Origin of the sequence: Scleromatobacter humisilvae (genome assembly GCF_023231945.1) — a bacterium.
Taxonomy (GTDB): domain Bacteria; phylum Pseudomonadota; class Gammaproteobacteria; order Burkholderiales; family Burkholderiaceae_C; genus Scleromatobacter; species Scleromatobacter humisilvae.
Genome location: NZ_JAJLJH010000012.1, coordinates 129,942 through 151,175, shown reverse-complemented (window position 1 = coordinate 151,175; position 21,234 = coordinate 129,942). Strand labels below are relative to the sequence as shown.

Annotated in this window: 13 protein-coding genes; 7 read left to right on the top strand and 6 right to left on the bottom strand. The window is 68.1% G+C overall.

Going from position 1 to position 21,234, the window contains the following annotated elements; translation table 11 throughout:
* Positions 1-207 precede the first annotated feature (207 nt).
* Positions 208-420 carry a hypothetical protein gene (locus LPC04_RS26165; RefSeq protein ID WP_275685265.1) on the top strand — a complete coding sequence of 71 codons (213 nt, stop codon included), beginning with the start codon at positions 208-210 and terminating at the stop codon, positions 418-420.
* Positions 421-2,252: 1,832 nt separating this feature from the next.
* Here LPC04_RS26165 and LPC04_RS26160 read toward each other — a convergent pair.
* Together LPC04_RS26160 and LPC04_RS26155 are read right to left on the bottom strand one after the other, a co-directional pair.
* On the bottom strand, positions 2,253-4,169 hold the full coding sequence (locus tag LPC04_RS26160) for a bifunctional diguanylate cyclase/phosphodiesterase (RefSeq protein ID WP_275685264.1): 1,917 nt from the start codon (positions 4,167-4,169) through the stop codon (positions 2,253-2,255).
* A gap of 58 nt (positions 4,170-4,227) precedes the next feature.
* Positions 4,228-4,962, bottom strand: a complete 735-nt coding sequence (locus tag LPC04_RS26155) for a transglutaminase-like cysteine peptidase (protein ID WP_275685263.1) — start codon at positions 4,960-4,962, stop codon at positions 4,228-4,230.
* Between the two features lie 259 nt (positions 4,963-5,221).
* Here LPC04_RS26155 and LPC04_RS26150 point away from each other — a divergent pair, with 259 nt between their 5' ends.
* From LPC04_RS26150 to LPC04_RS26135, 4 genes are all read left to right on the top strand, one after another.
* On the top strand, positions 5,222-7,114 hold the full coding sequence (locus LPC04_RS26150; RefSeq protein WP_275685262.1) for a TolC family outer membrane protein: 1,893 nt from the start codon (positions 5,222-5,224) through the stop codon (positions 7,112-7,114).
* 150 nt (positions 7,115-7,264) lie between these two features.
* Complete coding sequence (locus tag LPC04_RS26145; RefSeq protein ID WP_275685261.1) at positions 7,265-8,467, top strand: YybH family protein; 1,203 nt, start codon at positions 7,265-7,267, stop codon at positions 8,465-8,467.
* Positions 8,464-9,912 carry a L,D-transpeptidase family protein gene (locus LPC04_RS26140; protein WP_275685260.1) on the top strand — a complete coding sequence of 483 codons (1,449 nt, stop codon included), beginning with the start codon at positions 8,464-8,466 and terminating at the stop codon, positions 9,910-9,912. The genes LPC04_RS26145 and LPC04_RS26140 overlap by 4 nt, the downstream gene beginning before the upstream one ends.
* Before the next feature lie 83 nt (positions 9,913-9,995).
* Entirely contained in the window at positions 9,996-10,499 is a 504-nt protein-coding gene (locus tag LPC04_RS26135; RefSeq protein WP_275685259.1) for a hypothetical protein, read from the top strand.
* Between the two features lie 7 nt (positions 10,500-10,506).
* On the opposite strand, the gene LPC04_RS26130 is transcribed toward LPC04_RS26135, so the two are convergent.
* The 4 genes from LPC04_RS26130 to aceE all read right to left on the bottom strand — a co-directional run bounded on the left by LPC04_RS26130 (position 10,507) and on the right by aceE (position 17,717).
* Entirely contained in the window at positions 10,507-11,385 is an 879-nt protein-coding gene (locus LPC04_RS26130) for an AraC family transcriptional regulator (protein ID WP_275685258.1), read from the bottom strand.
* A gap of 105 nt (positions 11,386-11,490) precedes the next feature.
* A complete protein-coding gene (lpdA, locus tag LPC04_RS26125; RefSeq protein WP_275685257.1) occupies positions 11,491-13,302 on the bottom strand; it encodes a dihydrolipoyl dehydrogenase in 1,812 nt (603 codons plus the stop codon).
* Positions 13,303-13,316: 14 nt separating this feature from the next.
* The gene (gene aceF / locus LPC04_RS26120; protein WP_275685256.1) at positions 13,317-14,987 is read right to left on the bottom strand and encodes a dihydrolipoyllysine-residue acetyltransferase; all 1,671 of its coding nucleotides are present in this window, start codon (positions 14,985-14,987) and stop codon (positions 13,317-13,319) included.
* A gap of 24 nt (positions 14,988-15,011) precedes the next feature.
* Positions 15,012-17,717 carry a pyruvate dehydrogenase (acetyl-transferring), homodimeric type gene (gene aceE / locus LPC04_RS26115; protein WP_275685255.1) on the bottom strand — a complete coding sequence of 902 codons (2,706 nt, stop codon included), beginning with the start codon at positions 17,715-17,717 and terminating at the stop codon, positions 15,012-15,014.
* A 186-nt stretch (positions 17,718-17,903) separates the two neighbouring features.
* On the opposite strand from aceE, the gene LPC04_RS26110 reads away from it, so the two are divergent.
* Together LPC04_RS26110 and LPC04_RS26105 are read left to right on the top strand one after the other, a co-directional pair.
* A complete protein-coding gene (locus LPC04_RS26110; RefSeq protein ID WP_275685254.1) occupies positions 17,904-20,480 on the top strand; it encodes a PAS domain-containing sensor histidine kinase in 2,577 nt (858 codons plus the stop codon).
* 29 nt (positions 20,481-20,509) lie between these two features.
* Positions 20,510-21,139 (top strand): response regulator transcription factor, encoded by a 630-nt coding sequence (locus tag LPC04_RS26105; RefSeq protein ID WP_275685253.1) that lies wholly within the window; start codon positions 20,510-20,512, stop codon positions 21,137-21,139.
* Positions 21,140-21,234 lie beyond the last annotated feature (95 nt).

Below are 21,234 nucleotides of genomic sequence, written 5' to 3'. Positions count from 1 at the left end.
CGCAAGGCCTCCCTGAGCCCTTTCTAATGAGGCCCCGATACTGTGGCTGTTTGAACGAGCTGCCGACGCCACGCACTTTCACGAAGCGCACGGCGTTTCCACACGGCCTCGATGCTTAGCAGACGCGGGTTGAGGACGGTTGTCGGCCAGGAGCAGTCTTTCGCGAGCGTCAGCTATGAGGTAGGCTGGCCGCTTCAGGGTGAGATGATGAGCAACGATACTTATCTTGATCGCCATGCATTGCTCAAACGGGCCGTGACGGGTGCTCTCTATGTGTTGGCCTTTGTAGCCGCATCTGCATACTGGCTGCTTCCGTTACGCTATTTCCTGCTCGCCGCGCTTGCGCTTGCGGTGATCTACGCCATCGCGGGTTGGGCTGGCGTGGATCTGCGGCTATGGCGATCAGCGTCATCTGAGTAACAGAGCCGGTACCGTCCGACGCGGCTGCGCGACGACCTCGCTGGCCTCAGGGACGCATGTCGGCCAGCTGCAGACGGTCGCGACGGACGGCTTTCCGGTAGGCTAGCCCATAGCGCGGGTAGGATTGCCCAGTATCAGTCCGATACCAGTTGCTGTGGATCGCCGCATTCAGGACGCCGCAAGCTGGGGCCTATGCCAAGTCAAGCATTACGCCCTATCGTACTGCTCGATCGCAGTCCTGATCGGTCTCATGCATTCGATAGTTCGAACAATAAAGTATTTACGGGAGTGGCGCCGCGACGCCGTCTAAAGCAAGTCTTGCTGCCGCTCTTCGATAGATGGGCTCGGGCTGTGTTTGCCCGGCATCTGACGCAGCGGCCGACGGGAACAAGCTCAAACGAGGACCCTCGCCGCGTTCATTCTAGGCTGTGCTGGATCGCATTTAGGTGTCAAACTTGAAGCTCTATATTCTCTTAGTAAGCCTACTTATCACAGTCGTGATCGGCTCCGAATTGATTGATACGTTCAGATATAGGCCTACCATCGATTCATTCCAAACGACCCAGACTGTCACCGGATATCTTACCCACGACCATGACATCGATCGCACGCGCAGTCATTTGATGTTCGACGGCGAAGTGTTGGCTTGCGCAGTCCAATTTAATGGCACTTCAGTGCATTGCGACGATCGAGTCAAGGGTTTTAGAAGTGGGATTAAATTACGGGTGACATTTGTCCAGTTGCCGAGTTCGAACGGGCCAATCCGAGTCGCAACGCAAATAACATTTGACGACGGCAGGCAGTATTTCAATACGCCCGAAAAGATCATAACAGAATGGAACTCGCGATCTCGCAAAGAAATCACCGTAACTTTGCTCTTGTTGATTGCTTTGCTCGTTATTGTCCCTATGGTTGCAGTAAAAATGAAGGGGTAAAATATGAGTACCACGGAGGGGCAAGACCTAGTCGAGGGCGCTCTAGAACACGATCAGTCGCGACCGTGGCGCGGAACCAGTGAGCGTCAGCTTTCGGGCAGATCAGTTTGTTTGTTGAAGTTCCGCAACGGGTCGACTGCAGCCACCCGACGCAACGCGAGTCAATGAGTCCTCGCGCAACCGCAATTGTTCCCCGCCCGCTGCCGCCGTGGCCGGACTGGCACGCCGCGCGTCTGGGCACATGACCGTTGCCTCATGCCCAATTCCACCTGTCTCGACTTCCGACATCGACGAGGTGGCCATCGACTTCGCCGACGAGAAACGAGGCAGGTGCCACGCGCGGCAGCCCGGGTCAGCGAGCCCGGGCCAGGCGTCGATGCGCTTGGCCGACAGAAATCCCGAGGCACCAGCTTCAGAGGCGGAAACCCTTGCGGCCCAGATTTCCAGAGGCACTCGTTGCACGCCCCCACTTCCGAACCGCGCTCAAACACCCATGAATTCCACTCCGGATATAACTCGCGACCCATTTTGGTGCGTCCGTTGCATCGCGAGTCGAACGAGTTTCACTGCGAGAGCAATTGATTCGACTCAAACACCAATCAGTTCCACTCTGACTATAACTCGCACCCCATTTTGGGGCGCGAGCTATATCGCGGGTGTACTCAAGTCCACTCAGACACCAACTCGCTGAACGCCAAGTGCAGTTGATGCCCCATTTTGGGGCGTCAACTACATCCCGAGTCCAATTGATTGATGTTCGAGTGCGGTGAACTCCGATCGCGAGGCAATGAAGTGCTCCCCGAGTCGAATCGTCAGGCAGCCAGCCAGGGCCTCTCCGGATTTCCGTGTGCGAGGCGGTGATCGACTCGCCGAGTGAATCACGCGTGCGCCGAGCCGTCAGCCCTGGCCGCGCCCCAGTTGCACCACCGGACCCGTGAGGCCGTCGACGCCGGCGGCCCACAGCGCCGCGGCGTCGTCCACCTCGGACACGCCTTCGGCGTACACCCGCAGCCCGATGCCGTGCAGCATGCGCACGGTGCCGGCGACGTGCTGCGCACGCGCCTCGTCGCTGGACAGGCCCAGCAGCAGGCTGGCGTCGAGCTTGACGAAGTCGAGGCCGGCCTCGAGCAGGCCGCGCGTGTCGGCCAGGCGTTCGCCCGCGTGCTCCAGGCCGATCTTGGTGCCCGAGCCGTGCAGTTGCTCGGCCAGCTCGCGCACCAGGTGCAGCTGGCGGATCGCGCCGGCCTCGGCGAGCTCCAGCGACAGCTTCGGCGACGCTGCCGGGTGCGCGACGACCAGCGCGTGCACGCGGGTGGAGAACGCCGAGTCCGACAGCGACGACGGGCTGACGTTGATCGAGCGCGGCTGCGCGTCGGCGCCGATCGCGACGAGCGCGAGTTCGATCGCGAGCAGGTCGACGTCGGCCGTGAGCTGCGCGCGGCGCGCCATCGGCAGCCACTGCGCGGCCGACACCAGCGCGCCCTCCTCGCCCAGGCGCAGCCGCAGCGGCGACTCGTGGTGCACCAGCTCGCCGGTGCGTCCGACCAGCGGGAAATCGACCAGCTGGGCGCTGCGCTCGGCCAGCGCGGCCTGGATACGGTGGCGCCAGGCGTCCTCGCCCAGGGCGCCGCTGTCGGCGTTGTCGTCGAGCTCCACCGTGTGCGGGCCACGGCTCTCGGCGCGGGCCAGCGCCTGGTCGGCGGCGGCCAGCAGCGTGGACATCCCCGCGCCGTGCGTCCAGCGCACCGCGCCGATGACCGCGTGCGTGCCGCCGTCGTGCACGCGCAGCAGGCTGCGCAGGCGCGCCGACATGTCGGCGGCCGCGTCGCGCAGCGACTCGACGTCGGGCAGCGCCAGCGCGAAGTCGCTGCCGTTCAGGCGCCCCACCTCGGCGCCAGGGACGCGGCGCGAGGATTCCACCATCGCGGCGGCGGCATCCTGCAGCAGGCGGTCGGTGGCCGAGCGGCCCAGCGTCCGATTGAGCGACTGCAGCTCCACGAGGCGCACCATCACGAGCGCGCCGCTGGCGGCGCCGTCCTCGGCGTCCAGCATCACCTTCATGCGGCTCAGGAAATGCGCGCGGTTGGACAGCCCGGTCAGCGGGTCGCAATGCGCCTGCCGCCGCAGCAGCTCGACCTGGCCGGCCTGCTCGTCGAACATCGCCTTGACGCGGCCCACCATCGCGTTCATCGCCCGGGTGACGTTGCGCAGCTCGGGCATGTCCGGCTCGTCGACGGTGACGAAGCGGCGCTCGGTGATCGCCCTGGCCTGGTCGACGGTGCGCAGCAGCGGCACGCGGATGCGGTTGACGCCGACGGTGGAGAAGATGCCCGCGCCGACGACCAGCAGCAGCAGCACGCCGACGGTGTTGAGCGTGCTCTGCCACAGCTCGTCGTCGGCGAACGCGGCCTGGCTGCGCACCTCGAGGCGGCCGACCTGGCGCCAGCCGTCGCTCACCTGCGCCACGCCGTCGGCCGGCGCCAGGCCCAGCAGCGCGACGAACCAGGCCGGCGCCTTCTGCGCATGCGGCTCGGCCTGCTTCTCGACGATGGTCTTGCCGTCGGCGCCGACGAGCCGGATGCGCTCGTAGTAGCCGGTGTCGAACTGGCTCGCGATCGCCAGCTCCTCGAGCTCCGCGTTCCCCTTCTGCTGCGACAGCGTCAGCGCGAGCGCCTGCGCGGTGTCGTTGTTCTTGACGACCAGCTGCGCCTGCAGATAGTGGCGCGCCGAATGGACGGACACCCCGATCGCCCCCGCGAACGCGAGCAGCAGCGTCACCGACAACAGCAACCACACCTGGCGAATCAGCGACATGCGAACTCCTCTTGGCCGACCACGACGGGTCGGGTGCCGCCCGCGAAGCGCCGGGCTGTCATTGGAAACCGTCCTGGCGAGCCCGACCCACGACCTCGCGCCACTTCGACAGGCGCGTCATCGGGTCGCCGTTGGCTCGGATGCTACCAACACCCTGCCACAGGCCTTCCGCGTTGAAGCTGAAGACGGGCGCGAGGTCCGGCCGTTCGCCGGCCGGATGGATCTCGGGCTTCAGGTTGTCGAGCACCAGCGGCTCGGCATCGGGCTTGGGGTAGTAGGCCAGCACCATGTGCGCGACGAAGCCGTTGGGCGCGCCGGCGATGCTGGCGCGTACGTAGACCATGCGCAGCCTGGCGTGCGGCATGCCCATCGACGTCAGCGTGAAGTACTTGCCGATCGCGTAGTCCTCGCAGTCGCCGGCGCCCTTGCCCAGCGCCTCGAGCGGGCTGGCCCAGTAGTCGACCTGGCCCCAGTTGTCGATGTCCTCCATGTAGGCGAGGCGCTGGTTGTAGAAGTCGTTGACCGCCTTGATGCGGGTCGCGTCGTCCTTGCCGGCGAGCGCGGCCATCATTTGTTGCAAAGCCTTCGCATTGGCAACACCCGTGGGGCCGTATTTCTGGGCAGACTTGACGATGCGGTCGGTGTCGACCGCCTGCACCGAGAACGCGACCAGCGCCAGCGCGGCCAGCACCTGCAGCAAGACGACGCGCAGCCAGCCCATCGCGCGCGCGCGGCAGTCGCCAGCGACCTGCGCGACGGCCGCGAGCGGGCGCGTCCAGCGCGGGCTGGGCAAGACTTTGCAGGAATGGAGGTCCACTGGAATCTATCGGCGGCCGTCCTTCGTACTTGAACCGACGATCGTGCAGCCTGTCGCGCTCTTGAACGGAATTGCTTCGCGGCGCCGTCGCCGACGCACCACAAATCCGCGGCGGAATCGAGGATTCCCCTCAAAACAATGCACACCCGCCCGGCGCGAGGCGTGCTGCGGCAGAACCCCGGCCAGTATCATTGAAACAACTCACAACATGTCGTCCGGGACCCGCGTTTTCCCCATGAAAAAGACCTTCATCCGCTTCAGCCTGCTCGCGCTGGCAAGCTGTGCCGCGATGGCGCAGACCAACTCTCCGGTCGCGCAGTCCGTGCAGAAAGCAATCGAAGGCAATCCGGAAGTTGCCGCCAAGTTCAACGCATTTCGCGCCTCGAACGACGAGATTGACATCACGGCCGGCGACTGGAGGCCGCACCTCGACGCCAGCGGCACGGCCGGCAAGCGCAACTACGAGAACACGACCTCGGTGCCGCGCGACCCGCGTTTCTACGAAGGCGGCGCCCGGCTCGAACTGACCCAGCTGCTGTGGGACGGCCTGGCCACGCACAACGAGGTCGAGCGCCTGGGCCACGTCAAGCTCGAGCGCTACTTCGACTTCCTCGATTCCACCGAGCAGTTCGGCCTGCAGGCCGCCACGGCCTACTACGACGTCGTGCGCTATCGCAAGCTCGTCGCGCTGGCCGAGGACAACTACATCCAGCACAAGGTCTCGTTCGACCAGGTGCAGTCGCGCGTCAGCGCCGGCGTCGGCCGCGGGGTCGACCTCGAGCAGGTGGTCGCGCGCGTGGCGCTGGCCGAATCGAACCTCGTCACCGAGCGCGCCAACCTGCACGACGTGACCGAGCGCTACATCCGCATCGTCGGCTCGGTGCCGCCGGCGGAGAACGTCAGCGCGGTGTCGATGGTCAGGCAGCTGCCCGCCACCGAAGCCGACGCGATGCGCACGGCCGCGCTGCAGAGCCCGGCCGTCGCCGGCGCCATCGAGAGCCTGCGCTCCGCGCGCGCGGCCGTCGCCGCCCGCAAGAACCCGTTCCAACCCAAGATCGAGGCGCACGCCCGCGGTGCCGCCGGCCACAACCTGGACGGCGTGCTGTACCAGAAGCACGACGTCGGCGCCGAGATCTCCGTGACCTGGAACATCTTCAACGGCGGCAGCGACTCCGCCCGCGAGCGCCAGTACGCCAGCCTGCTGACCCAGGCCGAGAACCTGCGCGACAAGGCCTGCGTCGACGCACGCCAGACCGTGTCCGTCGCGTTCAACGACGTGCGCAAGTTGAACGAGCAGCTCGGCTACCTGGACCGCAACGTCGTGGCGATCCAGAAGGCGCGCGACGCCTATCGCCAGCAGTTCGACATCGGCCAGCGCAGCCTGCTGGACCTGCTCAACTCCGAGAACGAGCTCTACACCGCCAAGCGCTCGTACGTGCTCGCCGAGGAAGACCTCGCCACCGCCATCGTGCGCACTTACGCCGGCATGGGCACGCTCGTGCAGAGCCTGGGCCTGAAGAAGCCCGACGCGCAGAACCTGGCGCCCGAGGCCGACAGCTGGGGCATCGACGGCGACGCGTCCTCGCGCTGCCCGCTCGACGCCATCGAGGTCGGCGGCGCCACCTTCGCGCAGCTCGACGCCCGCGCCGACAAGCTGGCCGCCGAACGCCTGGCGCATCCGGTGGTCGCGCCGGCCTTCGCCGCCTCGGCCCCGACGCCCACGCTGCGCGCCGTCACGGCCAATCCGGCGCCCGCGCTCGTCTCCGCGCCGGTCAACCCCACGCCGGCGCAGTCGGCCACCATCGCCGCGCAGCGCCTGCAGGACTGGGCGGCCGCCTGGTCGAGCCACGACGTCGACCGCTACCTCGGCTTCTACGGCCCGGACTTCAAGCCGTCCAAGGGCACGCGCGACGCGTGGATCGCCGAGCGGCGCCGCCTCGTCGGCAAGCCCGGCGCGATCAGCGTGACGCTGTCCAACATCCAGACCCGGGCGCTGACCGACACCCGCGTCGAGACCCGCTTCGACCAGTCGTACGCGTCCATGAACTTCAAGGACACGATGCACAAGACGCTCGTGTGGGACCGCGTGGGCGGCGAGTGGAAGATCGTGGGCGAGAGCAACCGGTAGGAAATCCAGGGGTTTCTCACTGTGTCAGGGGCGCGAAAGGCGCCCCTTTTTTATGCAGTTCCGGACGAAGCCGGCCCCTATTTTCGATAGACTCACGCGCAGCCGCCCGTGCGTCCCGTCCAACCTCAGCAAGAGAACCAGAACAGCCCCATGCGCGTTTCCCGCTCCTCGATGACGTCGCTGCAGTCGCTCACCCGCGCCGTCGCCGCGCTCACGCTGGCTTCGGTATCCGCCGCGGCGCTCGCGCAGGCCGCGCCGGCCGCCGCTCCGATGCAGGCAGCCGCGCCGTCGCCCGAGGCGGCCGAGATCCAGCGCCTCATCAAGAGCGGACAGGCCACGCAGGCGCTCAAGCTGATCGACGACGCGCTGGCGAAGAACCCGAAGGATCCGGCGATGCGCTTTCGGCGCGGCGTGACGCTGTCGATGCTCGACCGCAAGGCCGAGGCGCTGCAGGTGTTCCAGAAGCTGGTCGAAGACCATCCCGAGATGCCCGCGCCGTACAACAACCTCGCGGTGCTGTACGGCTCGCAGGGCGACTACGACAAGGCGCGGGCCGCGCTGGTCGCCGCGATCCGCACCAACCCGCAATACGCCACGGCGTACCAGAACCTCGGCGACGTGTACGCCCAGCTCGCCAGCCAGGCCTACTCGAAGGCGCTGCAGCTGGACAAGACCGACACCACCGTGCCGCCCAAGCTCGTCCTGCTGCGCGAGCTGATCGCCAACCCGGGCCAGGCCGCCGCGGCGCCGACCGCGGTCGCGGCCGCGACGCCGGCCCCCGCGCCGGTCGCGAAGCCGACGCAGGTTGCCGTCGCGACGCCCGCCCCCGTGCCGGCGCCTGTCGCCGCGCCCAAGCCCGCGCCCGTGCCGCCGCCGCCCGTTCCGGCACCCACGCCCGCGCCGGTGGCCAAGCCCGCCCCGGCACCGGCGCCGGTCGTCGCCAAGCCAGCGCCGACGCCGCCCCCCGCACCGATGCCGGCGCCCGCGCCCGCACCGGCCGCCGCGTCGGCCGACGCCATCGCCGACGTCAGCGGCGCCGTGCACGCCTGGGCCGCGGCCTGGAGCCATCGCGACATGGGCGGCTACCTCGGCGCCTACACGCCCGACTACACGACGGGCGGCAAGTCGCACAAGGCCTGGGAAGAAGACCGCAAGGCGCGCATCGTGCCGCGCAAGCGCATCGCCGTCGAGGTCTCCGACCTGCGCGTGAGCGTCAACGGCGACAAGGCGCAGGCGCACTTCAAGCAGACCTACGAATCGGACACGCTGACGACCTCCGGACACAAGACGCTCGACCTGGTGCGCTCGCCCTCCGGCAAGTGGCTGATCAAGCAGGAGTCCGTCGGCGGATGACGATGGAAGACGACGCCCTCCTCGCACCAGCCAGGGCGCCGCGGCGCCCACGCTGGCCGGGTGCCGCGGCGGCGGTGGGTTCCCTCGCGGTGGCCGGCATCGGTCTGCTGGCCAGCACCGAGCTGCACGGCGTGCCGTCGCCGCACGCGACGCCGCAGGCCCAGCGGGCGGCGATCGGTGCCAGCATCGTGCTGGCCGACGACGCGCCGCCGCCCAACCCCCGCGCCGCGGCCATCGTGCCCGCCAGCGCCCGCACGCTGCCCGCGGGCTCGCCGTTCATCGGCGCCTTCAAGGGCTCGCCCGAGAGCCGGCTGATCGGCATCTACCGGCTGATCGGCGAGCAGCAGACCGACCTCGCGATCGACGCCGCGGCCTCGCTGACGCGCGACGTGCCCGGCTTCCGGCTCGCGCAACTGGTCTACGCCGACCTGCTCTCGGCGCGCAGCGGCAACGCCGGCTTCGGCGCGGCCAACGCCGCGTCGGCAGGCGCCTCCGCGCCCGAGATCGCCGGCGAGGTCGCCGAGCTGCGCGACGAGGCCGTGCAGCGACTGCACGCGCTGCAGGAGCGCCCGCCCGCCAACCAGGTGCCGGCCGAATTCATCGTGCTGCCCAAGGCGATCCACCATGCGATCGCCGTCGACACCTCGCGCTCGCGGCTCTATCTGTTCGAGAACGGCCCGCAGGGCGTGCGGCTGGTCAGCGACCATTACGTGTCGGTGGGCAAGCAAGGCGTCGACAAGTCCGTCGAGGGCGACCAGCGCACGCCGCTGGGCGTCTACTTCGTCTCCGACCGCGTCGGCCAGGGCTCGCTCGGCGCCGAGTTCGGTGCCGGCGCGATGCAGCTGAACTACCCCAACCTGTTCGACAAGCTGCACGGCCGCAGCGGCTCGGGCATCTACGTGCACGGCGTGCCGTTCAGCACCTACTCGCGCCCGCCCAAGGATTCGGACGGCTGCGTCACGCTGGCCAACGACGAGCTCGTGAGGCTGATGAACACGGTGCCGACCCACGACACGCCCGTCATCATCACCCGCCAGATCCACTGGGTCGGCGACAGCTCGACCCGGCTGCACCGCGCCGAGATCCTCGACGCCGTCAACCACTGGCAGAGCGTGCGCGCGGGCGACGACGCCGCCGCGCTGAAGACCTTCTACGAGCCCGGGGCCGCGCCCGAGACGCCCGCCGCGCCGCCGGTGCCGCCGCCGCAACCCGGCGTCGTGATGATCCACGGCAAGCGCCACGTCGTCCCGCCACCGGCCGTGCCGCCCAAGGATCCGATCTCGTTCGACAACCTCAGCGTGATGACCTGGTCGGACGCGAAGGAGACGATGGTCGTCACCTTCAACGAGCGCGGCACGCGCACGCACCGCGAGACCATGCTGCGCCAGTACTGGGAACGCGACGCCTCGAAGTGGAGGATCGTCGCCGAGGGCACCGTGCGCTGAGGCGGGGCGCGGATTCCGGCGGATCGAGGGCGGCGGGCACGCCGTATGCCTTTGACAGGGCTATCGATCAAGAGGAGCCCGCCATGAGATTCGACAAGACCCCCGAGCTGCTGGGCATCGCCATCACCGTGGTGGCGGTGTTCTCGACCTTCTCCGTCGGCGCGATTTCCGCCAACGCCGCGAATGCCGCGCCGCCGACGCCCGCCGAGCAGCGCTACCAGCAGGATCGCGCGAACTGCCTGGCCGGCAAGACGGCCGAGAGCCAGAAGACCTGCCTGAAGGAAGCCGGCGCCGCGCTGCAGGCGGCGCGCGAGCACGATCTCAAGTCGCCGTCGCCGTCGCAGATCGCCGCGAACGAGCGCAAGCGCTGCGAGGCGCTGTCGGGCGCGGACAAGACCGATTGCCTGAAGCGCGCCGCCAACATCGACACGACCACCTCGGGCAGCGTCGCCGGCGGCGGCGACATCAAGGAAACGGTCACGGTCATCCCGGGCACGCCCGGCACCGCGCCGGCGGACATCCATCCGGAGACGATGCCGCCGACCGCGGCCGGCCCCACGACCCTGCCGCCCAAGCCCAGCAACTAGGCTCGATTCAGGCTTCCACGGGGACGTGGAAGTCGATCACCGAGCCCGCCTTCTGCGGGTCGAAGCGGCCGTCGTACAACTCGAAGTCCGGCCCGTCGACCACCTTCAGGCCCGAGGCCGGGATCAGCTCGCCCCAGACCGCGGCCATCGCCTGCTTGACCTGCGGATGCAGCGCCGAGCCGTTGAGCGTGATGCGGAAGACGGCGTAGGTCGCGGCCGGGATCTCCATCGCCGCGAAGCCCGGCGGCGGCACGCAGTCCGGCTCGACGCCGACCCCGGCCATGTACTGGAAGCAGCCCTCGCCCTTGTCGACGCTCGAGACCACGCCATAGGTCGCCCAGCTGGGCGCCTGTCCCTTGAACGGCAGCGCGCCGATCAGGGCCGACCACAGCTGCGGGATCTCCGATTTGCTGGCCTCGTCGAAGCGACGCGCGGGCCCGGCGACTCGGAACGCCGGCAGCGTGACCAGCTCCGGCAATTGCACGACGGGCGTGACGGGTTCGGTGGGTGCGTTCATGGGGAACTGTCCTTCGATGGGTTCGACGGCGAATCCGCTGCGGAATCGCCCGGGCGAGACGCCGAACGTGCGCTTGAACGCACGCGTGAACGCCTCCTGGGATTCGAAGCCGCAGTCGAACGCGAGCTCGACGAGCTTCAGGTCGGGCTCCTCGCAGAGCCGGCGCGCGCCGCGCACGAGCCGGCGCCCGCGCACGTGCGCCATGACGCTGCGCCCCATGCGCGCGGTGAACAGGCGCGAGAAGTGATACGGCGACAGCCCGGCCCGCGCCGCGACGCGTTCGAGCGTGAGCGGCTCGTCGAGCGCCTGCTCGATCCACGCCACGAGGGCGACGAGCGGGTCGGCGTGAGAGCGGGTCGTGCTGTCCATGGCCGCCATGATCGCCGAGCGATCGGGCGCGCGTCCTGATCGAACTTGCTGCGCCAGGAGAAAGGGCGCCGAAGCGCCCTTGCCGTAACGTTTGCTGAGATGTCGTTACTTGCGCGGCGGCGGCAGGTCCGTGCAGCTGCCCTCGGCCACTTCCGCGGCCAGGCCAATCGATTCGCCCAGCGTCGGGTGCGGATGGATCGTGCGGCCGATGTCGACCGCGTCGGCCCCCATCTCGATGGCCAGCGCGATCTCGCCGATCATGTCGCCCGCGTTCATGCCGACGATGCCGCCGCCCACGATCTGGTGCGTGCTCGCATCGAACAACAGCTTGGTCTGGCCCTCGTCGCGGCCGTTGGCGATGGCGCGGCCGGACGCGTTCCACGGGAACAGGCCCTTCTTGACCGCGATGCCCTGCGCCTTGGCCTGGTCCTCGGTCAGGCCGACCCACGCCACTTCGGGGTCGGTGTAGGCGACGCTGGGGATCACGCGGGCGTCGAAGCGCGCATGCTGGTCGCCCGAGGCGACTTCCGCGGCGACGTGGCCCTCGTGCACCGCCTTGTGCGCGAGCATCGGCTGGCCAATGATGTCGCCGATCGCGAAGATGTGCGGCACGTTGGTGCGCATCTGCACGTCCACGGGAATGAAGCCGCGGTCGCCGACGATCACGCCGGCCTTGTCCGCGCCGATCTTCTTGCCGTTGGGCGTGCGGCCGACGGCCTGCAGCACGAGGTCGTACATTTCCTCGCGCGTGCCGCCCTCGCCTTCGAACTTCACCTTGATGCCGTCGGCCGTGGCCTCGGCGCCGACGGTCTTCGTCTTCAGCAGGATGTTGTCGAAGCGCTTGGCGTTCATCTTCTGCCAGACCTTGACGAGGTCGCGGTCCGCGCCCTGCATCAGGCCGTCCAGCATCTCGACGACGTCCAGGCGCGCGCCCAGCGTCGAATAGACCGTGCCCATCTCCAGGCCGATGATGCCGCCCCCGACGATCAGCATCCGCTTCGGCGAACCGCGCAGCTCGAGCGCGCCGGTGGAGTCGACGATGCGCGGGTCGTCCGGGAAGAACGGCAGGCGCACGGCCTGCGAGCCGGCCGCGATGACGGCCTGCTTGAACTTGATCGTCTTGGCGTTGCCCGTGGTCTGCTGGGCTTCGCCGCTGGTCTCGTCGACCTTGACGTGGAACGGATCGATGAAGTTGCCGTAGCCGCGCACGACGGTGACCTTGCGCATCTTGGCCATCGCCGACAGGCCGCCGGTGAGCCTGCCCACCACCTTGCCCTTGTGCGTGCGCAGCTTGGCGATGTCGACCTGCGGATCGCCGTAGGACACGCCGAGGTCGGCGAAGTGCTTGACCTCGTCCATCACCATCGCCACGTGCAGCAGCGCCTTCGACGGGATGCAGCCCACGTTGAGGCAGACGCCGCCGAGCGTCGCGTAGCGCTCGACCAGCACGACCTTCATGCCGAGGTCGGCCGCGCGGAACGCCGCCGAGTAACCGCCGGGACCGCCGCCGAGCACGAGCAGGTCGCACTCGATGTCGGCGCCGCCGCCGTAGGTCGACGCCACCGGCGCCGGCCCCGCGTGCGCGGGCGCGGGGGCCTGCGCGGGGGCAGGCGCGGGGGCAGGCGCGGGCGCGGGTGACGCGTTCGCGGGCGCAGGGGCCGGCGCGGGCGCGGCGGCGCCCTCGGCGTCCAGCGTCAGGATCACGTCGCCCATGTTGACCTTGTCGCCCACCTTGATGCGCAGCTCCTTGACCACGCCGGCGGTCGACGACGGGATCTCCATCGATGCCTTGTCGCTCTCGACGGTGATCAGGCTCTGCTCCGCCTTGACGGCGTCGCCCGGCTTGACCAGCAGCTCGATGACGCCCACGTCCTTGAAGTCGCCGATGTCCGGGACCTTCACTTCGATCGTTGCCATGTCGCGCGGCTCCTTTACAGCATCACCCGGCGGAAGTCCGCGAGGACCTGGCCGAGATAGGTGTTGAAGCGTGCGGCAGCGGCGCCGTCGACGACGCGGTGGTCCCACGACAGCGACAGCGGCAGGATCAGTCGCGGCTGGAAGGCCTTGCCGTCCCACACCGGCCTGGTGGCGCTCTTGCAGACGCCCAGGATCGCGACTTCGGGCGCGTTGATGATGGGCGTGAAGTAGGTGCCGCCGATGCCTCCCAGCGAGCTGATCGAGAAGCAGCCGCCGGTCATGTCGGCCGGGCCCAGCTTGCCGTCGCGCGCCTTGCCCGCGAGCTCGTTCATCTCCTTGGCGATCTGAACGATGCCCTTCTGGTCGGCGTCGCGGATGACCGGCACCATCAGGCCGTTGGGCGTGTCCGCCGCGAAGCCGATGTGGAAGTACTTCTTGTAGACGATCTGCTCGCCGTCCAGCGACGCGTTGAACTCGGGGAACTTCTTCAGCGCGGCGACGCAGGCCTTGATCAGGAACGCGAGCATCGTGACCTTCACGCCGGCCTTCTCGTATTCCTTGTTCAGCGTGACACGGAAGGCCTCGAGCTCGGTGATGTCCGCGTCGTCGTGGTTGGTGACGTGCGGGATCATCACCCAGTTGCGATGCAGGTTCGCGCCCGAGATCTTCTTGATGCGCGAGAGATCCTTGCGCTCGACCTGGCCGAACTTGGCGAAGTCGACCTGCGGCCACGGCAGCAGGCCCGGCAGCGAACCACCGCCTGCAGCGGCGGCCGCGGGCGTCCTGGCGGCCTGCGCCTTGGTCTGCGTGGCGCCGGCCATCACCGACTTGACGAAGCCTTCCAGGTCGGCCTGCAGGATGCGGCCGTGCGGGCCCGAGCCCTTGACCTCTTCGAGCGGCACGCCCAGCTCGCGCGCGGTGCGGCGGATGGTCGGCGAGGCATGCGGCAGGTTCAGCGGCGGCGCGGTGGGCTCGTGCGGCGGCAGCGCGGCGGTCGGCACGGCCTTCTCGGCCGGCGCAGGTGCCGGAGCAGGAGCCGACGCGGTGGCGGGCGCGGCAGCAGGTGCGGCGGCCGCCGGTGCCGACGCGGGCGCCGCGGCGCCGCCGGTCGCTTCGATCGTCGCGATCACCGAGCCCTTGGACACACGATCGCCGACCTTGACCTTCAGTGCCTTGATCGTTCCGGCATGCGACGACGGGATCTCCATCGAGGCCTTGTCGCTCTCGACGGTGATCAGGCTCTGCTCCGCCTTCACGACGTCGCCGACCTTGACCAGCAGCTCGATGACGCCGACGTCGGCGAAGTCGCCGATGTCGGGCACCTCGATCTCCACCGAGCCCCCCGATGCGGGCGCAGCGGCGGGCGCGGGCGCCGGAGCAGGTGCTGCCGCAGCAGGCGCCGGGGCGGGCGCGGGCGCGGCCGGCGCGGGCGCGGGCGCCGCGGCGGCGCCGGTCTCCAGCGTCAGGATGACCGTGCCCTCGTTGATCTTGTCGCCCATCGCGACCTTGAGCTCCTTGACGACGCCCGCCGCGGACGACGGGATCTCCATCGAGGCCTTGTCGCTCTCGACGGTCAGCAGGCTCTGCTCCGCCTTGACGTTGTCGCCGGGCTTGACCAGCAGCTCGATGATCGCGACGTCCTTGAAGTCCCCGATGTCGGGCACCTTCACTTCAACCAATGCCATGTTGTTGTCTCCGTGAAGGGGTCGTTATGCGTACAGCGGGTTGGTCTTGTCGGCGTCGATGCCGTACTTCTTGATCGCCTCGGCCACCTTGGCCAGCGGCAGCTTGCCCTCGTCGGCCAGCGCCTTCAGCGACGCCACGACGATGTAGTGGCGGTTGATCTCGAAGTGCTCGCGCAGCTTGCTGCGGAAGTCCGAGCGGCCGTAGCCGTCCGTGCCCAGCACCTTGTACGAGCGGCCGCGCGGGATGAAGGCGCGGATCTGCTCGGCGTAGCTCTTGATGTAGTCGGTCGACGCGACCACCGGGCCGTCGTGCGCGGCCAGTTGCTTCTCGACGAAGGACTGCACCGGCGTGTCCGTCGGGTGCAGCAGGTTGTGGCGCTCCGCGGCCATGCCGTCGCGGGCCAGCTCGTTGAAGCTGGGGCAGCTCCACACGTTGGCGCCGACGCCCCATTCCGCCTCCAGCAGTTCCTTGGCCGCCATCGACTCGCGCAGGATGGTGCCCGAGCCGAGCAGGTTGACCGTCAGCTTCTGCTTGGCCGCGGGCTGCAGCAGGTACATGCCCTTGATGATCTGCTCCTCGGTGCCGGCCTGCAGGCCCGGCATTGCGTAGTTCTCGTTGAGCAGCGTGATGTAGAAGTAGACGTTCTCCTGGCGCTCCACCATGCGCTTGAGGCCGTGCTGCATGATCACCGCGACTTCGTGCGCGAAGGTCGGGTCGTAGCTGACGCAGTTGGGGATCGTGCCGGCCAGGATGTGGCTGTGGCCGTCCTCGTGCTGCAGGCCTTCGCCGTTGAGCGTCGTGCGGCCCGAGGTGCCGCCCAGCAGGAAGCCGCGCGCCTGCATGTCGCCCGCGGCCCACGCGAGGTCGCCGATGCGCTGGAAGCCGAACATCGAGTAGTAGACGTAGAACGGGATCATCACGCGGTTGTTCGTCGCGTACGACGTCGCCGCGGCGATCCAGCTGGACATGCCGCCCGGTTCGTTGATGCCTTCCTGCAGGATCTGGCCGTCGGTGGCCTCGCGGTAGTACATCACCTGGTCCTTGTCGACCGGCGTGTAGTTCTGGCCCGCGGGGTTGTAGATGCCGATCTGGCGGAACAGGCCTTCCATGCCGAAGGTGCGCGCCTCGTCGACGAGGATGGGCACCACGCGCGGGCCGAGCTGCTTGTCGCGCAGCAGCGCCGTGAGGAAGCGCACGTAGGCCTGGGTCGTCGAGATCTCGCGGCCTTCGGCCGTCGGATCGAGCACGGCCTGGAACGCGGACAGGTCCGGCACCGTGAGCTGCTCGTCGGCCTTGGGACGACGCTGCGGCAGGTAGCCGTCGAGCGCCTTGCGCCGTGCGTGCAGGTACTTCATCTCCGGCGTGTGTTCCTCGGGCTTGAAGAACGGGATGTCCGCCAGCTTGTCGTCGGGGATGGGGATGTCGAAGCGGTCGCGGAACGTCTTGATGTCCTCGTCGGTCAGCTTCTTGGTCTGGTGCGCGGTGTTCTTGGCCTCGCCGCTCTTGCCCATGCCGTAGCCCTTGACCGTCTTGATCAGCAGCACCGTCGGCTGGCCGACGGTCTTGACCGCCTTGTCGTAGGCCGCGTAGACCTTCTGCGGATCGTGGCCGCCGCGCTGCAGGCGCCAGATGTCGTCGTCGCTCATCTTGGCGACCATCTCGAGCGTCTTCGGATCCTTGCCGAAGAAGTTCTTGCGCACGAACGCGCCGTCGTTGGACTTGTAGGACTGGTAGTCGCCGTCCAGCGTCTCCATCATCAGCTTCTTGAGCGCGCCGTCCTTGTCGCGGGCGAGCAGCGGATCCCAGTAGCTTCCCCACAGCAGCTTGATGACGTTCCACCCAGCGCCGCGGAACTCGCCCTCGAGCTCCTGCACGATCTTGCCGTTGCCGCGCACCGGGCCGTCGAGGCGCTGGAGGTTGCAGTTGACGACGAAGATCAGGTTGTCGAGCTTCTCGCGCGCGGCCAGGCCGATCGCGCCCAGCGATTCGGGCTCGTCCATCTCGCCGTCGCCGCAGAAGACCCACACCTTGCGCTTGCTGGTGTCGGCGATGCCGCGGGCGTGCAGGTACTTCAGGAAGCGCGCCTGGTAGATCGCCATCAGCGGGCCCAGGCCCATCGACACCGTCGGGAACTGCCAGAAGTTGGGCATCAGCTTCGGGTGCGGATAGCTCGACAGGCCCTTGCCGTCCACTTCCTGGCGGAAGTTGACCAGCTGTTCTTCGGTGATGCGGCCTTCGAGGTACGCCCGCGCGTAGATGCCCGGCGACGAGTGGCCCTGGATGTAGAGCAGGTCGCCGCCGTGCTCGCCGTCGGCGCCGTGCCAGAAGTGGTTGAAGCCGCAGCCCAGCATCGTGGCCAGCGAGGCGAAGGACGACAGGTGGCCGCCGAGATCGCCGCCGTCGGCCGGGTGCAGGCGGTTCGCCCTGACGACCATCGCCATCGCGTTCCAGCGCATGTAGGCGCGCAGGCGCTCCTCGATGTCGACGTTGCCGGGGAACTGCGCCTCGTCCTCGGGCGCGATCGTGTTGACGTACGCCGTGTTGGCCGAGAACGGCAGGTCGATGCCCTGCTGGCGCGCGTGATCCAGCAATTGCTCGATCAGGAAGTGGCCGCGCTCGCGACCCTCGGCGGCGATGACCGCCGACAGGGCGTCGGTCCATTCGCGGGTTTCCTGCGCGTCGGCATCGTTGGCGGCAGCGCCAGGAAGGGAACTGGGAATCGCGGACATGCCTTGTCTCCTGAGCTTTGTAGAGCGACTGGTCTAAACCGGGAACGGGCGCAGTGTCGCACAACTATTCCGTGATTTCAAATGGCGACAGTGCATTTCATATAGTGAACTTTCGTTGCGCCGCAGCACGGCCTTATCTCGCTTCCCCGCGGCGAAAGGAAGCGTCGGCAACTCGATAATGCCCCCATGCAATCTGTTCCCGAGTCCGGCACGACCCCGTCACCGTCATGGACGCAGCGCGTGTTCGGCCGCTGGTGGCGCAGCCAGTCGCCTTCGCGCCAGGATCGTTTCGCCACGCTGGGCCCGCTGGTCTCGGTGCTGCTGTTCCTGGCCGCGATCGTGGCCGCGTTCTGGACCTTGCGCAACGAGGAAATCGAACGCGCCACCGACGCGGTGCGGCGCGACACCGAAGTCGCGCAGCAGCAGATCCGCTCGCGCCTGAGCGAGGACCAGGAACTGATGGTGCGCCTGACGCGCGACATCGTCACGCACGACGTCGACACCGACAGCTTCTTCACGCAGACCGCCGCCTTCGCGCCGGCGCGGCCCGAGCTGACGCAGGTGATCTGGCTCAACGCCGACCGCACGCCGCGCGCGACCTTCCTCGGCTCGATCTTCCGCGGCGCGGCCAGCCTGCGCAACAGCGCGGAGGATCCGTCGCTGCCGCACCAGGGCGCCAACACGGCGTCCGAGGCCGCGTTCACGGCGGCGCGCAACACGCACGTGCCGCAGTTCTCGAAGCCGTTCATCGACGTCGACGGCACCGCCGTGTTCCAGGTGCAGATCCCGCTGATCTCGCATACGGCCTTCGTCGGCACGCTGGTGGCCGAGTACTCGATCGAGGCGCTGCTGCGCCACGCGGTGCCCGAGGAGGTGACCAAGCGCCGCGCCATCGAGGTGCTCGACGAGCACGAGGAACTGCTCGCCAGCACCATCACGTCGATGCCGGGGCGGCCGTCGGCGGTGCCGTCGATCGCGTTCGAGGCGCCGCTGGCACCCGCGTCCAACGGGCTGATCCTGCGCGGGCTGGGCTATCGGACGTCGATCGGCCTGATCGCCAACTCCCTGTTCTGGATGGTGCTGGCGCTGTCGGGCCTGACGGTGTGGATGCTGCTGGGCACCTGGCGCCACGTGCGCCGGCGCGCGCAGATCCAGCAGGCGCTGGTGCACGAGACCAACTTCCGCCGCGCGATGGAGAACTCGATGCTCACGGGCATGCGCGCGATGGACATGGAGGGCCGCATCACCTACGTCAACCCGGCCTTCTGCGCGATGACGGGCTTCTCCGACAACGAGCTGGTCGGCAAGCTGCCGCCCTTCCCGCACTGGCCGCACGACCGCATCGAGGAGAACGCGCGCCTGCTGCAACAGGAGCTGCAAGGCCGCAGCCCGGCCGGCGGCATCGAGGTGAAGATCATGCGCAAGGACGGCTCGATCTTCGACGCGCGCATGTACGTCTCGCCGCTGATCGACGCCAAGGGCGTGCAGACCGGCTGGATGACCTCGGTCACCAACATCACCGAGGCCAAGCGCGTGCGCGACCAGCTGTCGGCCTCGCACGAGCGCTTCACCACCGTGCTGGAAGGGCTGGACGCGGCGGTGTCGGTGCTGTCGGTGCAGCAGGGCCAGCTGCTGTTCGCCAACCGCTCGTACCGGCTGTGGTTCGGCTCGGACGCCCACATCCACGCCGTGCTGGCCGGCGGCATCGACGCCAACATGCCCCCGCCCGACCTCGACACCGAGGACGGCGTCGACGGCTACAGCGGCCTGCCGGCCAACGAGCTCACCGAGGCCGGCACGTCGCCGCGCGAGGTGTTCGTCGAGACGCTCGACAAGTGGTTCGACGTCCGCGCGCGCTACCTGCAGTGGACGGACGGGCGTCTCGCGCAGATGCTGATCGCGACGGACATCACCGCCCGCCTGCGCGCCGAGCAGCTCGCGCAGCAGCAGGCCGACCGCGCGCACTTCACGAGCCGCCTGATCGCCGTGGGCGAGATGGCGTCGTCGGTCGCGCACGAGCTGAACCAGCCGCTGACCGCGATCTCCAACTACTGCAGCGGCATGGTCTCGCGCGTGCGCAACGAGTCCATCGGCCAGGAAGACCTGATCGCCGCGCTGCAGAAGACGGCCAAGCAGGCCGAGCGCGCGGGCCACATCATCCACCGCATCCGCAACTTCGTGAAACGGCGCGAGCCGCAGCGCCAGGTCGCGCAGGCGCGCGAGATGGTGGAGGACGCGGTGGAACTCGCCAGCATCGAGCTGCGGCGGCGCAACGTGGGCATCCAGGTCTACGTCGCGCAACGGCTGCCGCCGCTGCTGGTCGACCCGATCCTGATCGAGCAGGTGCTGCTCAACCTGCTGAAGAACGCGGCCGAGGCGATCGACGGCGCGCAGCTGCCATTGCTGCGCCGCCACATCGAGCTGCGCGTGGTGCCGCGCTACACGCCCGACGAGGGGGGCGTGATCGAATTCAGCGTCAACGACAAGGGCCCGGGCCTCAAGGACGACGTGCTCAACCGGCTCTACGAAGCATTTTTCTCGACAAAGGTGGAAGGAATGGGCATCGGACTGTCGTTGTGCCGCTCCATCATCGAGTCCCACCGGGGCCGGATCCGTGCCCAGAACCTCTACAATGGTTCGACGGTGGTGGGGTGCAGTTTCTCGTTCACCCTGCCGGTCGAGACAACGCAACGGGTCGACTCCGCGAACGCGCTCAGCACGTTCGAAGCGGCCGCCGAACCCGACGCGAACGGCAACGAATGAGCTGAGTGCGAAGCACGGAGTTTTGCTGAATGAGCCTGATCCCCAAGAAAGGTACTGTCTACGTCGTCGACGATGACGAGGCAGTTCGCGATTCGCTGCAGTGGTTGCTCGAGGGCAAGGACTACCGCGTCAAGTGCTTCGACTCCGCCGAGTCCTTCCTGTCGCGCTTCGACCCGCGCGAAGTCGCCTGCGTCATCTGCGACATCCGCATGGACGGCATGAACGGCCTCGAGCTGCAGGATCGCCTGATCGAGCGCAAGAGCCCGCTGCCCATCGTCTTCGTCACCGGCCACGGCGACGTGCCGATGGCGGTGTCGACGATGAAGAAGGGCGCGATGGACTTCATCGAGAAGCCGTTCAAGGAAGACGACCTCGTGTCGCTGGTCGAACGCATGCTCGACCAAGCGCGTTCCGCCTTCTCGCAGCACCAGGAACAGGCCAGCCGCGACGCGCTGCTGCAGCGGCTGACCACGCGCGAGGCGCAGGTGCTCGAACGCATCGTCGCCGGCCGCCTCAACAAGCAGATCGCCGACGATCTCGGCATCAGCATCAAGACGGTGGAGGCGCATCGCGCCAACATCATGGAGAAGCTGAACGCCAACACGGTGGCCGATCTTCTGAAAATCGCGTTGGGCGCGCCTTCGAACAAGACCGCCTGACCCCGTCGAATCAGGAAGAGGCCGCTGAGATTTCAGCGGCCTCTTTTCGTTTCGGCGCCGCGTCCCAACATCAGCAACTACCGCAGAGGAATCGC